Annotated in this window: 24 protein-coding genes and 1 pseudogene; 11 read left to right on the top strand and 14 right to left on the bottom strand. The window is 61.3% G+C overall.

Annotated elements, in window-relative coordinates; all coding sequences use genetic code 11:
- The first annotated feature begins 71 nt into the window (after positions 1-71).
- Positions 72-959: a YicC/YloC family endoribonuclease gene (locus HCN50_RS18665; RefSeq protein ID WP_171711117.1), complete on the top strand. Its 888-nt coding sequence runs from the start codon at positions 72-74 to the stop codon at positions 957-959.
- 2 nt (positions 960-961) lie between these two features.
- Positions 962-1615 carry a guanylate kinase gene (gmk, locus tag HCN50_RS18660; protein WP_171711116.1) on the top strand — a complete coding sequence of 218 codons (654 nt, stop codon included), beginning with the start codon at positions 962-964 and terminating at the stop codon, positions 1613-1615.
- Between the two features lie 18 nt (positions 1616-1633).
- On the opposite strand, the gene HCN50_RS18655 is transcribed toward gmk, so the two are convergent.
- The 3 genes from HCN50_RS18655 to HCN50_RS18645 all read right to left on the bottom strand — a co-directional run bounded on the left by HCN50_RS18655 (position 1634) and on the right by HCN50_RS18645 (position 4202).
- Positions 1634-2731 (bottom strand): hypothetical protein, encoded by a 1098-nt coding sequence (locus HCN50_RS18655; protein ID WP_210264984.1) that lies wholly within the window; start codon positions 2729-2731, stop codon positions 1634-1636.
- 210 nt (positions 2732-2941) lie between these two features.
- Positions 2942-3169 (bottom strand): hypothetical protein, encoded by a 228-nt coding sequence (locus tag HCN50_RS18650; RefSeq protein WP_171711114.1) that lies wholly within the window; start codon positions 3167-3169, stop codon positions 2942-2944.
- Between the two features lie 865 nt (positions 3170-4034).
- Complete coding sequence (locus HCN50_RS18645) at positions 4035-4202, bottom strand: hypothetical protein (RefSeq protein WP_171711113.1); 168 nt, start codon at positions 4200-4202, stop codon at positions 4035-4037.
- A gap of 142 nt (positions 4203-4344) precedes the next feature.
- On the opposite strand from HCN50_RS18645, the gene HCN50_RS18640 reads away from it, so the two are divergent.
- The 3 genes from HCN50_RS18640 (at position 4345) to HCN50_RS18630 (ending at position 5998) form a co-directional block, all read left to right on the top strand.
- Positions 4345-4650 carry a hypothetical protein gene (locus HCN50_RS18640; protein WP_171711112.1) on the top strand — a complete coding sequence of 102 codons (306 nt, stop codon included), beginning with the start codon at positions 4345-4347 and terminating at the stop codon, positions 4648-4650.
- Positions 4651-4852: 202 nt separating this feature from the next.
- On the top strand, positions 4853-5248 hold the full coding sequence (locus HCN50_RS18635) for a hypothetical protein (RefSeq protein ID WP_171711111.1): 396 nt from the start codon (positions 4853-4855) through the stop codon (positions 5246-5248).
- A gap of 351 nt (positions 5249-5599) precedes the next feature.
- Positions 5600-5998 carry a tyrosine-type recombinase/integrase gene (locus tag HCN50_RS18630; protein ID WP_235977055.1) on the top strand — a complete coding sequence of 133 codons (399 nt, stop codon included), beginning with the start codon at positions 5600-5602 and terminating at the stop codon, positions 5996-5998.
- Positions 5999-6921: 923 nt separating this feature from the next.
- Here HCN50_RS18630 and HCN50_RS18625 read toward each other — a convergent pair.
- A complete protein-coding gene (locus HCN50_RS18625; protein WP_171711110.1) occupies positions 6922-7356 on the bottom strand; it encodes a GNAT family N-acetyltransferase in 435 nt (144 codons plus the stop codon).
- Positions 7357-7794: 438 nt separating this feature from the next.
- On the opposite strand from HCN50_RS18625, the gene HCN50_RS18620 reads away from it, so the two are divergent.
- On the top strand, positions 7795-8508 hold the full coding sequence (locus HCN50_RS18620; RefSeq protein WP_235977054.1) for a Crp/Fnr family transcriptional regulator: 714 nt from the start codon (positions 7795-7797) through the stop codon (positions 8506-8508).
- 267 nt (positions 8509-8775) lie between these two features.
- On the opposite strand, the gene HCN50_RS18615 is transcribed toward HCN50_RS18620, so the two are convergent.
- The 3 genes from HCN50_RS18615 to HCN50_RS18605 form a co-directional block, all read right to left on the bottom strand.
- The gene (locus HCN50_RS18615; RefSeq protein ID WP_171711109.1) at positions 8776-9978 is read right to left on the bottom strand and encodes an acetate/propionate family kinase; all 1203 of its coding nucleotides are present in this window, start codon (positions 9976-9978) and stop codon (positions 8776-8778) included.
- A gap of 31 nt (positions 9979-10009) precedes the next feature.
- Positions 10010-12415 (bottom strand): phosphoketolase family protein, encoded by a 2406-nt coding sequence (locus HCN50_RS18610; RefSeq protein WP_171711108.1) that lies wholly within the window; start codon positions 12413-12415, stop codon positions 10010-10012.
- Between the two features lie 181 nt (positions 12416-12596).
- Entirely contained in the window at positions 12597-12818 is a 222-nt protein-coding gene (locus tag HCN50_RS18605) for a hypothetical protein (RefSeq protein WP_171711107.1), read from the bottom strand.
- A 275-nt stretch (positions 12819-13093) separates the two neighbouring features.
- Here HCN50_RS18605 and HCN50_RS18600 point away from each other — a divergent pair, with 275 nt between their 5' ends.
- The 4 genes and pseudogenes from HCN50_RS18600 (at position 13094) to HCN50_RS18585 (ending at position 14498) form a co-directional block, all read left to right on the top strand.
- Positions 13094-13270: a hypothetical protein gene (locus tag HCN50_RS18600; protein ID WP_171711106.1), complete on the top strand. Its 177-nt coding sequence runs from the start codon at positions 13094-13096 to the stop codon at positions 13268-13270.
- A 27-nt stretch (positions 13271-13297) separates the two neighbouring features.
- Positions 13298-13572 (top strand): annotated as a pseudogene (locus tag HCN50_RS33685) (Lrp/AsnC family transcriptional regulator); the annotation flags it as partial.
- Between the two features lie 167 nt (positions 13573-13739).
- Positions 13740-13952 (top strand): hypothetical protein, encoded by a 213-nt coding sequence (locus tag HCN50_RS18590; protein WP_171711105.1) that lies wholly within the window; start codon positions 13740-13742, stop codon positions 13950-13952.
- Between the two features lie 369 nt (positions 13953-14321).
- Positions 14322-14498, top strand: coding sequence for a DUF3606 domain-containing protein (locus HCN50_RS18585; protein ID WP_171711104.1), 177 nt, complete (start codon positions 14322-14324; stop codon positions 14496-14498).
- 7 nt (positions 14499-14505) lie between these two features.
- Here the strand turns inward: HCN50_RS18585 and HCN50_RS18580 are convergent, their stop codons facing one another.
- The 3 genes from HCN50_RS18580 to HCN50_RS18570 all read right to left on the bottom strand — a co-directional run bounded on the left by HCN50_RS18580 (position 14506) and on the right by HCN50_RS18570 (position 15687).
- Positions 14506-14682, bottom strand: a complete 177-nt coding sequence (locus HCN50_RS18580; RefSeq protein ID WP_171711103.1) for a hypothetical protein — start codon at positions 14680-14682, stop codon at positions 14506-14508.
- Entirely contained in the window at positions 14669-14929 is a 261-nt protein-coding gene (locus HCN50_RS18575; RefSeq protein ID WP_171710696.1) for a hypothetical protein, read from the bottom strand. The genes HCN50_RS18580 and HCN50_RS18575 overlap by 14 nt, the downstream gene beginning before the upstream one ends.
- A gap of 158 nt (positions 14930-15087) precedes the next feature.
- A complete protein-coding gene (locus HCN50_RS18570; protein ID WP_171711102.1) occupies positions 15088-15687 on the bottom strand; it encodes a TetR/AcrR family transcriptional regulator in 600 nt (199 codons plus the stop codon).
- 181 nt (positions 15688-15868) lie between these two features.
- On the opposite strand from HCN50_RS18570, the gene HCN50_RS18565 reads away from it, so the two are divergent.
- Positions 15869-16246, top strand: coding sequence for a tautomerase family protein (locus HCN50_RS18565; RefSeq protein ID WP_171711101.1), 378 nt, complete (start codon positions 15869-15871; stop codon positions 16244-16246).
- Positions 16247-16315: 69 nt separating this feature from the next.
- Here the strand turns inward: HCN50_RS18565 and HCN50_RS18560 are convergent, their stop codons facing one another.
- Genes HCN50_RS18560 through HCN50_RS18545 form a run of 4 tightly spaced genes read right to left on the bottom strand, consistent with a single transcriptional unit; the run spans position 16316 to position 20237 of the window.
- Positions 16316-17374 carry an alcohol dehydrogenase gene (locus HCN50_RS18560; protein WP_171711100.1) on the bottom strand — a complete coding sequence of 353 codons (1059 nt, stop codon included), beginning with the start codon at positions 17372-17374 and terminating at the stop codon, positions 16316-16318.
- A gap of 12 nt (positions 17375-17386) precedes the next feature.
- Positions 17387-18253: a 16S rRNA (adenine(1518)-N(6)/adenine(1519)-N(6))-dimethyltransferase RsmA gene (gene rsmA / locus HCN50_RS18555; RefSeq protein WP_171711099.1), complete on the bottom strand. Its 867-nt coding sequence runs from the start codon at positions 18251-18253 to the stop codon at positions 17387-17389.
- Positions 18250-19296 (bottom strand): 4-hydroxythreonine-4-phosphate dehydrogenase PdxA, encoded by a 1047-nt coding sequence (pdxA, locus tag HCN50_RS18550; protein ID WP_171711098.1) that lies wholly within the window; start codon positions 19294-19296, stop codon positions 18250-18252. The genes rsmA and pdxA overlap by 4 nt, the downstream gene beginning before the upstream one ends.
- Positions 19296-20237, bottom strand: a complete 942-nt coding sequence (locus HCN50_RS18545; RefSeq protein ID WP_171711440.1) for a SurA N-terminal domain-containing protein — start codon at positions 20235-20237, stop codon at positions 19296-19298. The genes pdxA and HCN50_RS18545 overlap by 1 nt, the downstream gene beginning before the upstream one ends.
- Positions 20238-20290 lie beyond the last annotated feature (53 nt).

The following is a 20290-nucleotide window of genomic DNA, read 5'->3' as shown; positions in this document are numbered from 1 at the left end:
GGAAATCGGCTTAAGGTCCCGCCGTTCCTTTCGAGTCTCGAAATCCCTTGTCCTTCGGAGAGTGTTACGCGATGGCGCTATCGAGCATGACCGGTTTTGCCCGGAGTCACGGCGCCAGCGGTCCCTATACGTTCGAGTGGGAGCTGAAGTCGGTCAATGCCAAGGGCTTTGACCTGCGTTTGCGCCTGCCGCCCGGCTGGGACGAACTGGAAGCCTTCGCCAAAAAACGCGCCGCGGAGGTACTGTCGCGGGGCACGGTCTACGCTAACCTCAACGTCAAGCGTGCCAACGCGGTCTCGACGGTGCGGATCAATGAAGACGTGCTGGCTTCGGTCGTGAAGGTCGCGGGCGAACTCGCCGCCAGGATCGATGCGGTCGCGCCGAGCATCGATGGGCTGCTCGGCATCAAGGGCGTCATCGAGGTGGTCGAGCCCGAAAGCGACGAGGCGGAAGACAAGGCGGCGCGCGACGCGGCAGCCGCCGCCTTTGAGCAGGCGCTCGGCCATCTCGTCGAGATGCGCCGCCGCGAGGGCGTGACGCTCGGGCAAGTTCTGATCCAGCGGATGGATGAAATCGAGAGGTTGGCGAAAAAGGCCGAGGCGGCGCCGGGCCGCAAGCCGGAAGCGATCAGGGCGCGGCTGGCCGAGCAGGTGGCGGCGCTGCTGGAGACGTCCGAACGCTTCGATCCCGACCGTCTCAATCAGGAAGCGATCATGATCGCGACCAAAGCCGACATCCGCGAGGAACTCGATCGCATCGCCTCGCATGTCGCGCAGGCGCGCGAGATGATCGGCAAGGGCGGACCGGTCGGGCGGCGGCTCGACTTCCTCGCCCAGGAATTCAACCGCGAGGTCAACACCTGCTGCTCCAAATCGAACGATCTGGAATTGACCCAGACCGGCCTCGAAATGAAAAATGTGGTCGAGCAGTTCCGCGAGCAGGTCCAGAATCTGGAGTGACGATGACGGCTGCTGGTTTCGATGGAGTTGAACGGCGAGGGCTGATGTTCGTGCTGTCGTCGCCTTCAGGCGCCGGCAAGACGACGCTGTCGCGCATGCTGCTTGAGCGCGAGCCGGGCCTGAAGATGTCGGTCTCGGCGACCACACGCGCGATGCGGCCGGGCGAGGTCGAGGGACGTGACTATTACTTTGTCGACAAGCCAAAATTCGAGCAAATGGTGGAGCAGGGCGAACTGCTCGAATGGGCGACCGTGTTCGACAATCTCTATGGTACGCCGCGCGCGCCGGTCGAGGCGGCGTTATCGGCAGGGCAGGATGTCTTGTTCGACATCGACTGGCAGGGCACCCAGCAACTGCATCAAAAGGCAAGCATCGATGTGGTTCGGGTGTTCATCCTGCCGCCCTCGGCCGACGATCTCGAGAAACGGCTGCACACGCGGGCGCAGGATTCGGACGAGGTGATTCGCGGCCGCATGAGCCGCGCCACCCACGAGCTCAGCCATTGGGCGGAATACGACTATATCGTCGTCAACCACAACGTCGATGACGCGTTCGCGGAGGTGCAGTCGATCCTCAAGGCCGAGCGGCTCAAGCGTGAGCGCCGCATCGGCCTGACCGAGTTCGTTCGCAAGCTGCAGCGCCAGCTGGAAAAATAGCCGCCGCTTCCGTTTCGGTTACGTCTGCGCGCTGCGGGCGAGGCGGGACAGCATTTCCGTCACTTGCCGCTCGCGGTCCTGGGGCGCCGCGCGCCGATCTTGGGGGGCGGGTCGCCGATCTTGGGGCGCGTACGACGGGGGCGCGGCGCGGGCCCGTTCTCGGGGCACGCGTGTCCGGTCCTGGGGAGTGGCGCGGAGCTGGGGAGCGGCGCGAAGATTTGGCGCAGCGCCTGCGCGTCGTGGCCGGATGTCCTCGTCATGGAGCACCGGTGAGGGTGAGCGCTTGGTGCGGGTGGAATCCCACATCGCGCGACGCTTGCGGCGCATCGCGCGGCGGGCGCGCATGCGGCCGATCCTGACGATCGCGCTGACCGTGAGGCCGGCCAGCGCGAGCGCGGCGGCCATTACCAACAGCAGCATTTGCAATGATGCCTTCGGCTTTGCCGGTTCGGCCGCGGCAGGCGCAACCTGCTCCGCCGCGGGCTGCTGCACTTCCTCGGCTTGCGGCGGCTGGTCTGCCGGCGTGGCGGTGGCCGCCATCTGCACGGCGGCCGGGTTGGTCGAAGCGCTCGCGGCGGGAGGGTCGTTCCACCGCATCGTCGCCAGCGGCGAAGGTGCGAGCACGTTCGGCATCGCAGCGCGCTGGCCATTCTGCGCCGCCGGCGCAGCCACTGCACCACCCGTTCGGGCATCGACCTTGCCGGCGGCGTTTTGTTCGGCGCGGGATTGCTGCGAGACCCATTCGGCGCGCGCGTCCGCGAACTGTTTGGATGGGGGCGTTTGTGGCGGCGGCGCCGGTGCTTCTGCGGCGGCCGAAACCGGCGCGGACGCCGGCGGTGCGGCGCGCGTAAACTTGTCGTCAGCCCTCTCGCTCTCCTCGCGGAGATACCAGCATTGACGTTTGGTCGCGCGATCGATGCGATAGTACCAATGGCTGCCCGAGGGGGTCGCGCCTTTCGGCGCCGACAGGCAAGCGTCCGCGGCCTGGGCCACCTGGACGCCGGCTTCCACGACCTGTTCCGCCGCCTGTCCAGTCGCTTGGGCCCGGAGATCCGTCACGGTGGCGAGGCTCGTTCCTGCCACAACACCGGCGAACAGAGCCGGGACGAATTTCACGGAACACTTCGACATAGATAACCCCGGCAACGCTACGCTACGCGACGCTTGATGCTCTCAATCTGGTCAGAGACTTGGGTCGCAATGAGCCGCAATTTCGGAGCAGATGCGGTATAATTGGGGCTTGTGCGCTGCCTCAAATGCGGCAGACTAAGTGCTTGGAGAATCAGTGGAAGTTTGTGGCATTTCAGCGCTCGGAAGCGCTATTGTTTAGAAGCCGTCGAGCTTCCGGAACGCCCATCCGATCGCACGAATCAAGCGAGCCACCGCGACGAGGATGGGCGGGGTGATGCCGGTGTTTGGATACGCATCGTCGTCTTTGCGTGCTGCGGCCGGCAGTGGATACGACATGGCGGTCTCGCGGCGCGGCTGCGCCCGAAGTTGTGCATCGACGTTGCCCTCGGAAAATAGAGGGCGCAGGGAAAGCCGGGTGCCCATGACACCCGCAGTCGTGCGCAAGAATGCACACGGTGGACCGCAGGTGCGCCGGAACACCCGGCTTTCCCTGCGCAGTGGTTTTAACGGCTTATGCCGCGTTCTCCCCGGAGCCGAATTCCTCTGGCCTCCGTCGCCGACGGATTGGCGATTGATCGAGGCCCGGTTGGGCCCGACAATCTCCATCGGCTTGACACCAGCAACGGGTGCCAGGACCGTGCGGTTTTGCCGTCCGCAGCTTCCTCGGATCGAAGCCCTTCGGCCGGCCCGTATGCTGCCGGAAGAAGTTTTCGCCGAGGCGTTTAAGCGCCGGTCGTCTGCGCGGCCAATGCTCGCTCACGGAAACACCCGCCCTGCGAGCACATCTCGCGCCTGACGCTGCCGCGTCCACCGCAACCCGTCCCAACGTTAGTGACGCTGGCCAACGCCCCTCTTGGTCGGGACGGGATAGCCGAAGTTGTAGGTTTGATTTGGGTGCCGCGTTAAGCGAAAAATGTTGAGCGGGTGTGAAATAAGTGTCTTGCCAGGTGGGGCAAATCAGTGATTGGGGGCAGTGAAGAAAATGACGCGCGCGCCCAACATAACAAGTTCAGCGGGTGACCCATCGGTCGCTTCACCATTCCAGCGTGGCGAGATAGGCGGCAAGCGGCAAAAAGTCTGCCTCGTTGAGCGCTTTGACCACGTCGACCATCGGCTTGCTTTCCGGTCCAGCGCGGAAGCCGTGTCGGTATTCGTAGAGCTGGCGGAAGATGTAGGTCGGCGAGCGCGCGGCGATGCCCGGTACGACGTCGGTGCCGGTCAGCTTCTCGCGTGGCAGGCGGCGCAGGCGATCTCCGGCCTCGCGGCCATCCCGCGACCGGCAGCGGACCTACCCGGCGGCACGTAGGCGGTAAAGCGGACGCGCGCGTCGCGGGTTGACGAAGCGGCCGACGTCCGCCGGCGTCTCGATGATGCGCATGCCGATGGGCTCGCGTTCATCGCCTTTAGTAACGAAGGACCAGCCGGCGACCGTGGGTTTCAGCACGGTCTCGGCCAACAGGCGATATTCAAGGGTTGGCTGGAGCTACCCCATCCCATTTGAACGCAAGGAAGCACCTTGTGAAAATAGCAATTGGAACTAGGAAACGCTGGTAAGTTTGCGCGTTAGCGGACCGGAGCAACACATTGGAGGAGAGGCTATGCGAACCGCAACTCTCGCGATGATTGTTGTTGCCGGAAGCGCGATTGCCTTCCAGGCAACGGCACAACAGCAACAGGCCGCACCTAGTGAGCTAACCAAGGAGCAGATGGACAAAGGGCTCAAGACTAACGAGCTCAACGAGCAGATGCAGCGTGACGCCGACAAAGGGGTCAAGACACGCAACTCTGGAGAGTCCGGATACGTGGCCGATCAAGACAAGCCGGGCGCTTCTGCGCATGCTCCGGTCCGACCGGGAAGTCAGCAGACTACAGGTTCGGGTAGCCAGACCAGCGCTCCGAAATAGAGGCGTTAGCGCCGGCGGCGAGCCGCGTCAAGGTGAGCCTGAACGGGCGACACTCCGAGTGCCCCCGGCCACGTCGCATTTGGCCTCCGTTGGCCTCTACAGATCAGATCGTAGCCAGATTTGAAGGAACTACCGAACATCTGTGGACGTTTTCCTGCATCCCTCATTCCGAGCGAGAGACAACCTCAAGCGGGAGGTTCAGATGTCCACACGCATAGCAATCACAGCAGCATTCGCCCTTATCCTCGCGGGGCCAGCGTTTGCTGATTGTAACCAAGAACTGAAAGCGCTCGAACAGAATGTCGTTGCCGCCGGGACGGGCGCGAGCACGAGCGAAACGGGAATGCCGGGGACCAAGCACCAAGAGGAGGTTCTGGCCGCCAAGCAAAAGAGCGGTGAGCCTGAAACCACCGGATCAACGGCACCGGCTGTGACTCCCACTTCACCGCATCAGGAGCAAGTTACCAAGCGCAGCACTCAGAGCGCCGAACATGCCAACCAGCTGATTGCCGAAGCCCGCAAGTTGTCCGCGGCTGGCAACGAACAAGAGTGCATGAAGAAAGCGGCAGAGCTCAAGGACGTCCTGGGAATCAAGTGAGCGTTCAAAGGGCGCTACTTCCGCTCTGGTTCAATTCCGTCCTCCGATCGATCGAATTGGACCAAAGTGCGTTTCCAATCGTCTGAAAGCCGACGCAGGCTCAGAACACTATCGCCTTGAGAATGGCCATCCTCGTCAACTGAGGAGGTCACCACGGCCGATACCCCAAACATCAGTGAGAACGTTTCGAAGTACGTCCCTTGGAATAAGGGAAAGATCGTCGGCGCTAAGCCGCCTCTTCCGGCCGAAGCACGTCTGGAGATCTGGCGCTGTTCACCGTTGCCATCGACAGCAAACTTCGTGGCTGTGACGTAGTAGCCCTGAAAGTCGACGACATCGCTCCAGGCGGCTATGCGGCCGACCGTTGCAAGCTTCCGCCAGAAGAAGACGGGGTGGCCGGTAAAATTCGAACTTACAGAGTCAACACGCCAAGCCATCGACGATTTTCTGAGAACGACCGGCAAGAAGCCGGGCGAATGTCTATTCGCCGGCGAGGCCCTGACCGTAGCCGAACCACTTGGCAGTACGCGCGGCTTTTTCCAGGTTGGCTTGGCCGGTACAGGGTTGGATCCAGACCTGTTCGGAACGCGTTCACTGCGTCGAACAAAGGCAACCCTTGTCTATAGGCGCACAGGCAACTTGCGGGCCGTGCAGCTCCTTCTGGGGCACACCAAAATCGAGAGCACTGTTCGATATCTGGGAATTGAGGTCGACGACGCGCTCGCGATAGCAGAACAAGTAGATGTCTGAACTTCCCGGGCAGAGCGGACATGCTCTGCCCACCTATTACCGGCGGCTTGGGGCCAATTGCGGAAGGGGCGCGAGCAAAACGCATTCGCAAAAAGCGACTGCACGCGTCGAAAGAGGCTGTGGGCTAGTTCACATGCTGTTTTATTCTAACGGAGTATCGTCGGAAGAAGCCCGAAAAGAAAAGGGCGTCGCGTCGAACTCGGCGCAGCGCCTGGCTGAAAACTCGGACATAATTCTTACGCAGCACCAATAAGGAAGCCGTCTGGGAAACGCAGATATTCTCCTCCCGTATCTTCCAGACGGAACCAAGGAGAAAGATTATGCGCAACAACATGTGTCTTTGCGTTGCCGCGGTCTTCGTCTTTTCACTCGCTGCGGCGATGCCGGCGTTCGCGACCAAGACGAGCACGGCGCTCGGAATCTGTATCTCTCGCGGAACAGATTGCACCGTCTCGAACAAGGGCGACAACTATGAGATTTGTGTCAAAAACACGAATGGCACCGCATGCGTGAGCTGCGGGAATCTCGCTCAACCAAGCGATAAGCAGACTTGCTCGGTTCAACGAAGCGCAAAACCGGGGGGACACCCGGATGTCGGCCCCGCCGGAACTCTGGCAGACGAGTGAAGTACAGTCTGAGCTTGCCTCTTGCGCCGCGTCGCGAGCGGGACAGCAGCGATCACCCACCATGGCGCGTATCACATCACTCTTTTGAACGCGTTCATGCAGCAGTTGTCAATTCCGGTTTGGTCAAAAGCGTCGGTCGGAAGGTCGGCCGGCAGCTTCCAGTTTACCCCAGCTAGCGGACCACTTCAGAGGCTAACTGGACTTCACGTTAGGGCCATGAGCAGTCAGTTCGCAGCCCTGTCTTTCAGTGCGAACTGCACCTTGCTGCCGGTTGCGCTCGGATGGTTGCACTCGAACTCAAGATCGAAGTTTCTTGCGCATCATCACGTGCGGTATGCCCGCATCGTCGAAGACCGCTCCTTCCTCTATGTATCCAAGTCGTCTGTAAAATTCGCGTGCCGTGAATTGCGCTGCTAGAATGATCTCCTGGGCACCGTCGCGCGAGGCAGCGGCCGCGGCGAACTCCATCAACTCTTTTCCGATCCCCTTTTTCCGTGAATGCGCCGATACCGCCATCCTGCCTATCTTCGCCGTGCGCTCATGGCGCACAATGCGCAGCGTCCCAATGACGTGGCCGTCAGAAAGTGCGGCAAGATGCCCGGCGACGTTGTCGTTCTCATCGACTTCAAGTTCTTCCGGGATACCTTGTTCAATGACGAACACTTCGCGTCGCAAGGCATATACCGCCGACATAAGCGGATCTGTACCCTGGATCTCGACTATCGTAGTCAATTTCCATCTCCTCTTACCCGCCTGCTTTAGCAACCCACCACCGACCACAGCAATTTTTGTGGACACTGTCTCCCTTGCCGGCCTAGCCGGCTGAAGCGAAGCGGATCGGATACAAAGTGGCGGCGGGCATTTCGGCCGCTTCGGGTCAAAAGCGCCGTTTTGGCGGTCGGCAGGACTCTTCTGGTCTTCCCCACTAACCCGACATATTCAGCGCCAGTTGGCACGTCGCAAGCGGGCCAAAAGGCGACTCCCAATTTGACCTACAGCTCGGTGATGAATTGGAGGTACTTGCTTAAATTTCCCGCTTGACAAGGCGGTCTTAGACGGCTTGCACAGCAAGGGGCCCGTCGATAGGGTCCGCGGGAACTTCCTCAATTTCGACCCGTATGGCGTTCTAATCAGCATGATGAAAGTTGAGATATGGGCTCGGCGGCTCGCATGATGGAGCACCCTGCCAGCGTCGGTAATCGTCTCCTAGCTACATTGCCGTCGAAAGACCTCGCATTGCTCGCGCCGCATCTCCAGAAGGTATCGCTTGAACAGGATGCCGTGGTAGCGCGATCGGGAGATCGACGGGACCGTGTTTACTTTCCCCATACCGGCGCCATCTCCTTCATGCTCGGCCTGCCGAACGGGGAAACGATCGCAACCGCCGTGATCGGGCGCGAGGGAGCCCTCGGTGCGCTCTCGGTGCTGGGGGAAAATTCCTCCCTATCGTCCGTGACCGCGGTCGTGCGGGTGGGTGGCACCGCATCGCAAATCTCCGTAGAGCGTTTTCAAGCAGCCTACATGGGAAGCAGCGCCATCAGACATGTGGTCCAGGCGCACACGAGGTCGATACTCATGCAGTTCCAGCACGTCGCAGCCTGCAATGGGCTGCACCCCGTCGAGGCTCGCATGGCTCGGTGGCTGCTTCATCTGCACGATCGGACGGAAGGCAACATCCTATCATTAACTCAGGAGACGCTTTCACAGTTGCTCGGGGTGCGACGAACGACCGTGACACTGGAGATTGCCAAACTCCGCGCCTTGGGTGCCATCAGATCAGATCGGCGGGGCTTGATCGAAATCGATAGGGGACGTCTCAAGCAAGCCTCCTGCGAATGCTACGACATCATGCGCCGTCAAACCGATCAAATCATCCCCGGATGACGCCGCGGAGAGAACTGCTGCGCTACGGGATTTCATTCCGACCGATGTCCGCTTCGGGTTAAGAGCGGCAGTCAGGGCGAGCGCGAGCCTTTGTCCGGTCTGCCCTCGACAGCCGACCTGTCAGCACGCAGCGCATAGTTCGGTTCAAGGCGGGTCCCGCGTTTATCTTGTGGAGTTCGCCCGGTATTCGCAGAGCACGTATTGTAGACACCCACCACCAATCCGCGGCTTGAGCAGGTCGGCTGATTGGTGCAAGCCGCCACTCAGTTACAATCCGCCCCACGCCTGGCACGGCCGCCTGTGTGCTGCGGTCAGGCAATGCCTGGCAATCATGATCTCTTCATCGGTGGCGATGACGCGGACGTCTATTCGGCTTTCCTTGGCGCTGATCCGGCTCTTGGAAAGATCGTTGGCTTTACTGTCGAGCTCGAGGCCCAGCCACCGCAGCCGAGCGCATATTGCTGCGCGAACCGCGCCGGCGTGCTCACCGATCCCGCCAGTGAACACGAGGCGGTCCAGACCACCGAGACTGTTGGTCATCGCGGCTACGTGCCTGCTGACGCTGAACGCAAGGAGGTCGAGCGCCTCGGCGGCGCGGGGATCGTCGCTGGCAAGCAGTGTTCGTACGTCATGCGAGATGCCGGAAACCCCAAGGAGCCCGGATTCCCGATAAAGCAGACGCTCTACGTCGGCGGCCGACATATGCAACGCCTGCTGCAGATAGAGCAACACGCCGGGATCAAGCGCCCCGCAACGGGTGCCCATCACGATGCCATCGAGCGCGGTCAGGCCCATCGTCGTATCGATGCTCCGCCCGTTCCGCATCGCGCAGAGGCTCGCGCCGTTACCAAGATGCGCCACGACCGTACGGCTTGCGGCAAGGGCAGGTGAGAGGGCGGCCAGCCGGTCCGCTATGTATTCGTAGGATAGTCCATGGAAGCCATAACGGCGGATGCCGAGCTCCTCAAACCGTCGCGGAAGGGCGAAACGGCTGACCGGGGGCTCGATTACACAATGGAAGGCGGTGTCAAAACATGCAAATTGCGGAATGTTCGGCCGCAATGAATTGATCTTGCGTATCGGGTTCAGGCATCGGGGCTGATGCAGCGGTGCGAGCGGGGTCAATTGGTCCAATTCTGCGATAACTTGCTGCGAAATTCGAACCGGAGCCACGAACTTCCGGCCGCCATGGACGACACGATGGCCGATGCCGGCAAGCGCCTTGCATTGGCTTTCCACCCAATCGACGACATCACCGAATAACCGGCCTTCGACTGCGTCCGATTGAGTGCTTTGTCTTTCCAGCAAGACATGCCCGCTCGTATCCGTCACGACGAGTCGCGGATCAGCTTGATCTTCGTCGAGAAGACCCCTGCAGGACAATTGCGGTTCGCCCTGATCGGAGGTCTTGAACAGCGCAAACTTGATGCTGGAAGAGCCTGCATTGAAGACCAGAATGGCATCGGACATTATCGTGCCTCCGCTTGGTGAGCCGACGCGGTCAGTCACCGGCTTCGGCGGCAGTCTTGTAGGGCCAGCTCCACTGCTGGATCTCAGGCATGTCCTCACCATGCTCGCGGACGTAGCGCGCGTGCTCGATCAGTTTATCGCGAAACTGCTGACGTATATGTGCGGCCGTTATACTCAATCCCGGCACGCGATCGATGACATTGATGGCGAGATGAAAGCGGTCCAGGCGATTGAGTACGGCCATGTCGAATGGCGTGGTCGTTGTGCCTTCTTCCTCGAAACCGTGAACATGCATGTGATCGTGGTTCGACCGCTTGTAGGTCAGTCGATGGATCAGATAGGGATAGCCGTGATAGGCGAAGATCACTGGCCTATCGCGGGTAAATATGACTTCGTATTCCCGATCATCGAGGCCATGCGGATGTTGGCTTTTTGGCTGCAGGGTCATCAGGTCGACGACGTTGACAACGCGGATCTTCAGTTCGGGCAGCGCCTTCCGCAACAGATCGACCGCGGCCAGCGTCTCCAGCGTTGGAACGTCACCTGCGCAGGCCATGACGACGTCGGGTTCACCTTCCGCGATTCTGCTGCCCGCCCACGTCCAAATACCGATGCCGGCCGCGCAATGTGTCGCAGCCTGCTCGATCGTCAACCATTGCGGTGCCTGCTGCTTGCCGGCCACGATGACGTTGATCCGGTCATAGGTTCGCAGGCAGTGATCGACGACCCATAAAAGCGTGTTCGCATCAGGCGCGAGATAGATTCGGACGATGTGCGCTTTTTTATTCGCCACGAGGTCGACGAAGCCGGGATCTTGATGGCTGAACCCGTTATGGTCCTGCCGCCAGACATGCGAGGTCAGGAGATAGTTGAGCGAAGCGACCGGCCGCCGCCACGGCAGCTCACGCGCGACCTTCAGCCATTTGGCGTGCTGATTGAACATTGAATCCACGATGTGGATGAACGCTTCATAGCAGGAAAACAGGCCGTGCCGGCCGGTAAGCAGATAGCCCTCCAGCCAGCCCTGGCAGAGATGTTCGCTCAAGACTTCCATCACGCGACCATCATTCGCGAGATGGATATCATAGGGCTCGATACTTTCCATCCAGACGCGATCCGTTGCCTCGAACACGGCGTCGAGGCGGTTCGAAGCCGTTTCGTCTGGTCCTACGATGCGGAAATTGCTCGCGTCCCTGTTTAGCCGAACGACGTCTCTCAAGAACTTGCCGGCGTGCCGGGTCGCTTTCGCACGCGAGCCGCCCGGAAACGAAACGTCAATGGCATAGTCGCGGTAGTCAGGCAGCTCGAGTTCGCGTCTCAAAAGCCCGCCATTTGCGTGTGGATTGGCGCCCATACGCCGGTTGCCGGTGGGCGCGAGCGCCTGCAGCTCCGGGTGCAGCCGGCCCTCGGAGTCGAATAACCTTTCAGGCTGGTAGCTGCGCAGCCATTGCTCGAGCAGTTTGCGGTGCTCCGGGCTGCCGCGCGGGTTGGTGATCGGCACCTGATGCGACCGCCAGAAGCCCGCAACCTTCAATCCGTCGACTTCCCTGGGACCGGTCCAGCCTTTTGGGCTTCGCAGCACGATGACGGGCCATTGTGGACGCCGATCCGTCGCGCGGCCTTCGCGCGCCGGCCGTTGGATGTGCCTGATGCGGTCGAGCGCGGTCTCCAGCGTCTCACTCATCATCCGATGCATCGGAGCCGGTTCATCACCCTCGACGAACAACGGCTCGTATCCGTAACCGAGGAAGAGGTTCTTCACTTCCTCGTTGGTCATCCGGCCAAGCACTGTTGGGTTAGCGATCTTGTAGCCATTAAGATGCAGGATGGGTAGCACTGCTCCATCGTGCTGGGGATTCAAGAATTTGTTGGAGTGCCAGGCAGCGGCGAGCGGTCCTGTCTCGGCTTCGCCATCACCAACCACGCAAGCCACGATGAGGTCTGGATTGTCGAGCGCTGCGCCGTAGGCGTGCGCCAGTGCATAGCCGAGTTCGCCACCCTCGTGGATCGAACCGGGCGTCTCCGGCGCAGCGTGGCTCGGAATGCCGCCCGGAAAAGAAAACTGCCGGAACAGTTTTGCAATCCCGTCGCTGTCCCGCGTGATGTCGGGATAGATCTCGCTGTAGCTGCCTTCCAGATAGGTATTTGCAACCATGCCGGGCCCGCCGTGTCCCGGGCCGCAAACGTAGATCACGTTGAGATCGTGGGCTTTGATCAAGCGATTCAGGTGGACATAGATGAAGTTCAGCCCCGGCGTAGTTCCCCAATGGCCGAGAAGGCGCGGCTTGATGTGTTTGGCCTGAAGCGGCTCGCGGAGCAGGGCATTGTCCAGGAGGTAGATTTGTCCAACCGAAAGGTAGTTCGCGGCCTGCCAATATCGATGAATCAAATCCAGTTCTCGGCTGGTCAGCGAAAGTTCAGGTGACGTTTCTCGCATGCCAAACTCCGCGCAAACAAATGGCAGCACCTAAAGAAACGCGAGAAGGGCATCAGCGGTGGCGCTGAGGCCCTTCTGTTGCGGGACCGGTGTCGCGAAACGACATCGTGCCAAATGCTGTATCGGTTCCAGCTTCTTTAGCCGGACCTGATCTGATCGCCGTTAACCGTGGAGCGCGTGCTTAGTCGCAGATGCGCTCGCGGATCCTGACGCGCTCACCAAACCGGTTGGTGCGTTCGCGGATAATGATCCGGCAGTCATCTCTGTAATCACGGTAGTAGTGACGATCATAGCCGGGACCGACGTAGACGCCTCCGGGGCCGACGCCAAACTCGACAGCGTTAGCCGAAGCGATGGTTCCGGCCGTAAGCAATGTCGCAATCGCCAAGACAGATAGTTTCATAGTGACCTCCTCTTGTCGACGAAGATCAAAAGCTTCGGCAGGCATTCGTTCCGCTCGGCTGAGATTTTGATACCGCGTGTATCTTAAGGTTCCGCCAAGGAACATTGCAGCAAGTCTCGGTGCGATCGCCGCTCACCTCATCGCGAGCATCGGCAGAACGCGTTGCTGTCATCGTTATCGATGCAGGGTCACACGGAGGAACCTGATGCCGTTCTGAATGGTTGATCGATTTGTTCGATGCGCCGCTTCCGCATCCGTGCTCGGACGAGGACAGCATGACGTCGCTTGCGAAACTTCTCGCTCAAAAGCAGCAACTGCTCGGCAGGTTGGAGGAGGACCCGGGACCCAACGAGCGTGCCGAACTGGAACGTCTGTTGGAGAGGGTCGACGCAGCGTTGAGCTCACTGGAGCCTGCGCCCGGCGACTTGGCCGAGGATGATGCATCACGCTGACACTGCACTCAATACCGGGCGTCGAGCATCGGCGAATGGTGCACTGTCACCGTCATTCCATTCGTGATGATTTCAGAGCTTGGCCGCAGAATAGGGCTCTCGCAGCCCGCGACCTCGGAAAGGGTCAAGCGGCTGGAGGAGCGCGGAATCGTCACCGGCTATACCGCAAAAATTGATCCGGTCGCGCGCTGGGCTTGCGGATGATGGCCGTCATCCGCCTGCGCACCACCCACGAACATATCCAGTCCTGCCTGAAGCAGTTTGCCAGGATGCCTCACGTCATGGAGGTGCTGCGGCTGACCGCCTTTCAGGGCGCGCTGCGGTGCGGCGGTCGGCCAGGATGCCAGATTTGCCTTTTCGGCGAGGGCGACATCCCGTATTCCGCTTTTTCCCGAAAATGCTATCATTCAATGGTTCCTTGTGCTCGCAAGGGATGTTGTTGGCTTTGAGCACCCGAAGAGGTGGCATCATGGCTAAATTGGATGACCGCACGATTGCAAACATGGAAGTTGCGCTGGAGAAAGCCTGCAGCCGCTTTCCCAATGGCGGCGATCATGAAAGCCGCAAGTACGTCGCACAGAAGCTGATGCTGAGTGCCAAGAAGGGCAACACCACGCTGGGCGGCCTCGACGTTGTCGCGCACCGCGCCGTTCAGGAGCTCTCGAAGAGCAAGTCGGCATAGCATTCGCATTGCGCAAAACGGCTGCCGGCTTACCGCCGTTTGGAACAGATTGACATTCCTGGCGTTCTTGATCTGAGCGGAAAGCTGAGGATCGAGACGTGGTAGCCAAGAAGAAAGCATGGTCGGACGAGGACACCGCGCGTCTAAGGGCGCTCGTTGCGTCGGGGGCGTCGGCGCTGCGGGCGTCGGTTGCCTTGAGGCGCTCGCTGTCGGTTACAAAGAACAAGGCACGCGCGCTAGGCGTCCCGTTTCCGTCGGAGGCGGAACTAAGAGCGAAGCGTCGTCGGATATTCCTAAATTCGACGGATGGACCCTGGGTTGGCGCGCGGTTGCCGATCAACGAAGATATTTAGCCGAAGATATTTGGCCATGGACAATCTGGCGAAGCGAGATTCACCTGACCGCAGCAAGATCAACATGCATGAAAGTTGGGAAGTGAAGTATTGGATCCGCGAGCTGGGGGTATCGAAAGAGGAATTGCAACGGGTCGTCGACAAGGTCGGAAACTCGGCTGCCACGGTTCGCAAGGAGCTTGCCAACCGGTGATCCGCTCCTAGCCTGCCTTTGACGCGCGCACGGCTTGTTCGATTTCATCCGCCAGTTGGTTCAGATGCAGCGCGAGGCGATCAAATATTTCGCGCTTGGCTTTTTCCGTAGCCAGGTCGCGAACGAGGGCGCATTCGGCGGCGTCCTTGCGCAACTTCTCAAGGCGACGTTCATAGTCTTTCATCAGGATGTCCTGCCACTTTCTGCCGACGATGCACGGTCGAACGGTGTTGATGTCTTTGTGTGACGGTCTGTTTGGGCGCCCGTAATCCCGGCGACGAAAGCCACTCGTTCACATGGGATGCCGTTTCGAGCTGACGCGCTTTTTGCAGCACGGGCTGCCGCTCAATGTGCGGCAAGGTTCTCGCTCGCGCCCGAAGCTTCTCGGCTTCGAGCGTGGTGGCGTGTTTGATACGGCAACGCTTCTCCATGCGCGGCTCCATTCGGTCCGGGGAAGGCGGGAGCGCGCTGGCGCGTTCTCATCACCGATAACTGCCAAGATGCCGCGCGGTGACGGCAACCAGCTTCCGCCCCTGGCGCACCGGTTGCCACAACATTGGTTATGCTGCGACGCAGCTCATGGTCGCCATCAGCGGTTCTTCTTGGCGAGCACGAGATCGACGGTGTGGGCGGCGATCTTCCGAAGCTGAACCTCATCACCGAAGGCGCGTTCAAGCACCGCCAATCCTCGCGTCACGGTGACGATGTGGAGTGCCGCGATCGCTGCGTCGCCGCTGAACTGGCCCCGCTCGGCACCCTTCGACAAGGCTTCCCGAACCAAGCCGGTGATGCCGGCCACCAGATCCGCAAATGCCTGGCGCGCGTTGTCATCCAGCCCTTCACCTTCGACTGACGCCAGCTCCATCAGTCCCCGCGTGGTCGGGCATCCGCGGGGCGGCGAACCGGAACAGAAGCTCTTGATGGTCACATCGAAGAACGCCGTAAGGCGCTGTCGCAATGTCCCCGAGCCGAGCGCCTTTTGAACGGAGCTGAGATAGTCGCCGGCATAACGCTGGTAGGCGCTGAGAAACAGCGCTTCCTTGCTGCCAAAGGCGTTATAGAGACTGCCGCGTTGGACGCCCGCCTCACGTGCGATGTCCGAGAGCGAAGTTCCACGGACGCCGTTGCGCCAGAACTGATCGAAAGCGATGCGCAGGACGTGGTCGTGGTCAAACTCGCGCGGCCTCAAAGTCTCTCTCCTGTGTACGCGTTGGCGCCATTCGGGGCTGGGGACGCAGAATAGTATTTGACGCATCGTCAAAAATGTGTTTTTAACATCGTGTCAAAAACTCTAAGCTCATTTCGCCGATGAGGCGAACCACCCTGCGGGAGCCCCCGTACGGCCAGGACCGCCTGCGAAAGGACGCGCGATGCCGTTCATTCACATCTCCCTGCGCGCGGGAAAGCCGGAAAGCTATCGGCAGGCGATCTTCGACAGCCTTTACCGCGCGATGCGCGAAGCACTCGATGTGCCCGAAGGCGATCAGTTTATGACCATTAGCGAGCATGACGCAGCGAACTTCCGCTATGGCAATGCTTTTGGCATCCAGCGCAGCGACGATCTCGTGTACATCCAGATCACCGTGTTCGACACGCGCACGGCCGAACAGAAGAAGGCGCTGTTCCGGCGGATCGCAGAGCTGCTCGGCGAACGCCCTGGCATCCGGCCCGCGGATGTGTTCGTGAACGTTCTCGACTCAGCGAAAGAGAACTGGTCGGTCGGCCACGGCCTCGCGCAATTTGCGTGAGGCGATGTGATCCTTCAAGGGCCACGCAATGCGTGGCCGTCTCAGGGTGACGGATCGCCTTCGTCGCGCTCAGTTCTTCAGCACGATACGTCCGACGACTTTGCCGGCGCGCAGCTCGTCGATCCACTTCTGGACGTCGGCCATCGGCTCTTCTTTCATCGGCGTCGGCTTGATCTTGCCGGCACGCGCGAGCGCCATCAGTTCCTTCGCCTCGGCGAGCGTGCCGACCATGAAGCCTTCGATGGTCATGCGCTTGTAGACCCATTGCACCATCGGCAGGCTGAAATTGCCGCCCATCAGGCCGGAGACGACGATCTTGCCGCCGCGTGCCACCGTCGCTACCGCGAATGCCATCGATTTCTCGTTGCCGGCGAAATCGACGACGCCGTCGAAGCCGCCGTCGGTCTCTTTCAGAATGCGCCTGACAACCTCGGGCTCGGCCGGATCGTAGGCGACTGCGGCGCCGTTCTTGAGCGCGGTCTCGCGCGCGGCAGGGGACAGATCGGCAACTGTGATGTTCTGCTTGAACATTGCCTGCGCAAACGCAAGCCCCATCATACCGACGCCGCCAAGCCCGATCAGCAGCAGATTGCGCTGCCGCGGGCGGTCGACCAGCCGCTTCAGCGCGCCATAGGCAGTTACTCCCGAGCACATCAGCGTCGCCGCCTGGTTGACCGGCAGCGGATCGTAATCGAGCAGATATTTGGCGTCGGGCACCAGCACGTGGGTGGCGAAGCCGCCGTCGATCGAGACGCCGAGGAAGCGCTGTTTGACGCAGAGGTTTTCGTCGCCATTGGCGCAGTCGCGGCATTGGCCGCAGCCGATCCAGGGGAATACCGCCTGCTTCTTGCCGATCAACTCCTTCGGGACATCGGGCCCAACCTCATCGACGACGCCGGCGATCTCATGGCCGAGCGTGAACGGCAGCGTCATGCCGCGCGTGGTGTCGAGCCTCTTGCCGCCGCCGAGATCGGCATAGCCGTCCTGGATGTGCAGGTCGGAATGGCAGAGCCCGCAGCGCTCGACGCGAACCAGGACTTCGCGTCCTTGCGGCTTCGGCGTGTCGACGATGGTTTCGCACAATGGCGCATCGAATTTGACGAGGGACTGGCGGACCATTCGCGCCATGGCGTTCACTCCTTAAACAGCGTTTGATTTTGTGCTGCGTATATCGGTCAATTCGCGGGCCATGGCAACAAAGCCCGAGACCGGAATGGTTTCGGCGCGCCGCGTCGTGTCGATATGCGCGGCTTCCGCCAGCCGCGCCGGATCGACGGAGAGCGATTTCAGGCTCTGCCGCAGCATTTTGCGGCGCTGGCCGAAGGCTGCCGCCGCAACCTGTTCGAGGGCGCGGCGCTCGCACGGTTCGGGTGCGTCGCGCGGCACAAGCCGGACCACCGAGGAGGTGACTTTCGGTTGCGGCACGAAGGCCGCGGGCGAAATGTCGAACAGGATTTTGGTCTCGGTGCGCCAATTGGCGAGCACCGCGAGCCGGCCAAAGGCCTCCTCATTCTCCCTTGCGACGATCCGTTCGGCGACCTCGCGCTGAAACATCAGCACCATCATGTCGTACCAGGGCGGCCACGGCTCGATCGACAGCCAGTCCACCAGAAGCGCGGTTGCGATGTTGTAGGGCAGGTTGGCGACGATCCTGGCCTTTGCACCGCCCAGCATCGGACGAGGATCGAAGCGTTGCGCGTCGGCATGCACGATATCGAGCCGGCCCGGATAACGTTTGGCGATGTAATCGAGCGGGGCCAGCGCACGCTCGTCGCGCTCGACCGCGATGACGCGTTTGGCGCCGAGCGCCAGGAGCGCGCGCGTCAGGCCGCCGGGCCCGGGCCCGACCTCGATGACAACAGCGCCTTCGAGGGGACCCGCGGCACGCGCAATCCGCGCGGTGAGATTGAGGTCGAGCAGAAAATTCTGGCCGAGCGATTTGCGCGCCGACAGGGAGTGTTCGCGAATGACCTCGCGCAGCGGTGGCAGATCGTCGATCGCGCTCATGCAGGTTTGGTCGCCGCCATGCGCGCGGCGAGCCGCAATGCCGCGGCGAGACTCGACGGGTTGGCCTTGCCGCTGCCGGCAATATCGAAGGCCGTGCCATGGTCCGGCGAGGTGCGGATGAACGGCAATCCCAGCGTGACGTTGACGGCATCCTCGAACGCAATCGTCTTGACCGGGATCAGCGCCTGGTCGTGATACATGCAGATGGCGCAGTCGTAGCTGTTGCGCGCCGCGGCGTGGAACATGGTATCCGCGGGCAGAGGGCCTCTGGCGTCGATGCCGTCCTTGCGCAGCGCTTCGACGGCGGGTGCGATGACGTCGATGTCTTCGCTGCCGAGCGAGCCGTCTTCGCCGGCATGCGGATTGAGACCCGACACGGCGAGGCGCGGATGGGCAAGGCCGAAACGGGCCTTCAGATCCGCAGCCGCTATCCCGGCCGTGGCGACGATCAGCCCGGTCGAAAGCTGCTTCAGCGCGTCGCGCAGCGAAAGATGGATGGTCACGGGAACGACGGCGAGCGCCGGCGACCATAACATCATCACCGGCTGCGGCGCGCGTCCGCCATCGGCGGCGAGCTCGGCGAGAAACTCGGTGTGGCCGGGATGGCGAAATCCAGCGCGATACAACACGCTCTTGGCGATCGGGTTGGTGACGACGGCGCCGGCGCGTCCGGTTCTGACATGGTCGACGGCCTGGCGAATCGAGGCCAGCGCCGCGCTCGCGCTGGTATCGTCGGGCTGTCCGGGGCGCGCGGTGGCGGTTTCGCCGGTCGCAACCACCGGCAAGGCTTTCGCAAATGCCGCGCACGCTTGCTCGGGCGTGACATCGGCGAGTTCGACCGGGACGCCCAAAATTTTCGCCCGCGCAGCGAAGAAGGCGCGATCACCGAGCAGATAGAATGGTGGCAGGTCCAGCTCCTTGCGCCGCAGCCATGCGGCGAGGGCAATGTCGGGACCGATGCCCGCCGGCTCGCCGGATGTCAGCGCGAGAGCCTTCGTTGGAGCCTCGGACGTGGGATCCTTCGACGTGTGATCCTTGGCCATCAACGATATTCGATCATCGCGGCTTTGCGGATGTCGGCCAGGTAAGCCTTCGACTTTGCCTCGTATTTCTGGGTGTACATCTTTTCCCGGATTTCGCGCTTCTTCGGCGTGTCGATCTTGGTTGGCTTCCTCTCGCACAACGCCACCATCTCCACACCCTGTTTGGTGATTTCGGGCGGGGTCAGACGGCCGACCGGCGTCTTGTCCAGGAGCTCACGAAGGGGGCCGGGGATGTCGGCAGAGGTCTTGGTGACAGGGTCGCGAATGGCGGCATTCTGCATCGACTTGAAGTAGGAGTTGGCCTGCTCGCAGGTCTGGACGCGCTCGCGCAACGACTCCGCCTCCTTGCGCCGTACGTCGATCGCGCCCTGTGCCGAGCCGCGCGGCACGATCAGCACGATCGGCTGCAGCTTGTATTCGAAGGCCTCGGTCTGGGTCGGCTCGCCGCTTTCCTGGGCGGCGGCGGCAACGTCTCTCTCGCCGACCTGGAGGCTCTCCTTGAAACGGCCCCGCACCAGGCTGCCCCAGACCATTTCGGCCTTGAGGCGGGCCTTGAGCGTTTCCGGCCGCACACCCTGGCTCTCCAGTGATTTGGTCAACTGGTCAGGCGTGAGACGCATCCGCTGGCTCATGCCCGCAAAGGCCTGATCGATGTCGCTCGCGGTGGGATCGACGCCGAACCTCTTGGCTTCCTTGATCTTGACCTTTTCGTTGATCAGCTCCTCGATCACTTCCTGCCGGGGCATCTGCTTGCGCGTGGTCAGGAAGTTGAGCTTGGTGCGCTGCTCTACGTCGAGGCTGGTGATCGGCTCGCCGTTGACCATCACGACCACGGACTGCGCCCGCAGCGGTGAGGGGCTGCCGGCCAGCACGGCAAGCGCTATGGCAAAGCCGGCGGTCAGGGACCAAAGTCGGCGGATAAAGTGCATCATGGTCGTCATGGTCATGTCAGCCGTATCAACCAATTCGTACGGTGCTCTCCGGCAAAGTCGAG

This window comes from Bradyrhizobium archetypum, from assembly GCF_013114835.1.
Taxonomy (GTDB): domain Bacteria; phylum Pseudomonadota; class Alphaproteobacteria; order Rhizobiales; family Xanthobacteraceae; genus Bradyrhizobium; species Bradyrhizobium archetypum.
The sequence above is the reverse complement of the archived record's forward strand: the minus strand, read 5'-3'. Positions and strand labels throughout refer to the sequence as shown.

What these genes read in the sequence shown, in the direction of transcription:
- HCN50_RS18665 (WP_171711117.1), top strand. Translation starts at nt 72, where the DNA reads ATGGCGCTATCGAGCATGACCGGTTTTGCCCGGAGTCACGGCGCCAGC.
- gmk (WP_171711116.1), top strand. Translation starts at nt 962, where the DNA reads ATGACGGCTGCTGGTTTCGATGGAGTTGAACGGCGAGGGCTGATGTTC.
- HCN50_RS18650 (WP_171711114.1), bottom strand. Translation starts at nt 3,169, where the DNA reads ATGGGCACCCGGCTTTCCCTGCGCCCTCTATTTTCCGAGGGCAACGTC.
- HCN50_RS18640 (WP_171711112.1), top strand. Translation starts at nt 4,345, where the DNA reads ATGCGAACCGCAACTCTCGCGATGATTGTTGTTGCCGGAAGCGCGATT.
- HCN50_RS18635 (WP_171711111.1), top strand. Translation starts at nt 4,853, where the DNA reads ATGTCCACACGCATAGCAATCACAGCAGCATTCGCCCTTATCCTCGCG.
- HCN50_RS18630 (WP_235977055.1), top strand. Translation starts at nt 5,600, where the DNA reads ATGCGGCCGACCGTTGCAAGCTTCCGCCAGAAGAAGACGGGGTGGCCG.
- HCN50_RS18620 (WP_235977054.1), top strand. Translation starts at nt 7,795, where the DNA reads ATGATGGAGCACCCTGCCAGCGTCGGTAATCGTCTCCTAGCTACATTG.
- HCN50_RS18615 (WP_171711109.1), bottom strand. Translation starts at nt 9,978, where the DNA reads ATGTCCGATGCCATTCTGGTCTTCAATGCAGGCTCTTCCAGCATCAAG.
- HCN50_RS18610 (WP_171711108.1), bottom strand. Translation starts at nt 12,415, where the DNA reads ATGCGAGAAACGTCACCTGAACTTTCGCTGACCAGCCGAGAACTGGAT.
- HCN50_RS18605 (WP_171711107.1), bottom strand. Translation starts at nt 12,818, where the DNA reads ATGAAACTATCTGTCTTGGCGATTGCGACATTGCTTACGGCCGGAACC.
- HCN50_RS18600 (WP_171711106.1), top strand. Translation starts at nt 13,094, where the DNA reads ATGACGTCGCTTGCGAAACTTCTCGCTCAAAAGCAGCAACTGCTCGGC.
- HCN50_RS18590 (WP_171711105.1), top strand. Translation starts at nt 13,740, where the DNA reads ATGGCTAAATTGGATGACCGCACGATTGCAAACATGGAAGTTGCGCTG.
- HCN50_RS18585 (WP_171711104.1), top strand. Translation starts at nt 14,322, where the DNA reads ATGGACAATCTGGCGAAGCGAGATTCACCTGACCGCAGCAAGATCAAC.
- HCN50_RS18580 (WP_171711103.1), bottom strand. Translation starts at nt 14,682, where the DNA reads ATGAAAGACTATGAACGTCGCCTTGAGAAGTTGCGCAAGGACGCCGCC.
- HCN50_RS18575 (WP_171710696.1), bottom strand. Translation starts at nt 14,929, where the DNA reads ATGGAGAAGCGTTGCCGTATCAAACACGCCACCACGCTCGAAGCCGAG.
- HCN50_RS18565 (WP_171711101.1), top strand. Translation starts at nt 15,869, where the DNA reads ATGCCGTTCATTCACATCTCCCTGCGCGCGGGAAAGCCGGAAAGCTAT.
- HCN50_RS18560 (WP_171711100.1), bottom strand. Translation starts at nt 17,374, where the DNA reads ATGGCGCGAATGGTCCGCCAGTCCCTCGTCAAATTCGATGCGCCATTG.
- rsmA (WP_171711099.1), bottom strand. Translation starts at nt 18,253, where the DNA reads ATGAGCGCGATCGACGATCTGCCACCGCTGCGCGAGGTCATTCGCGAA.
- pdxA (WP_171711098.1), bottom strand. Translation starts at nt 19,296, where the DNA reads ATGGCCAAGGATCACACGTCGAAGGATCCCACGTCCGAGGCTCCAACG.
- HCN50_RS18545 (WP_171711440.1), bottom strand. Translation starts at nt 20,237, where the DNA reads ATGACGACCATGATGCACTTTATCCGCCGACTTTGGTCCCTGACCGCC.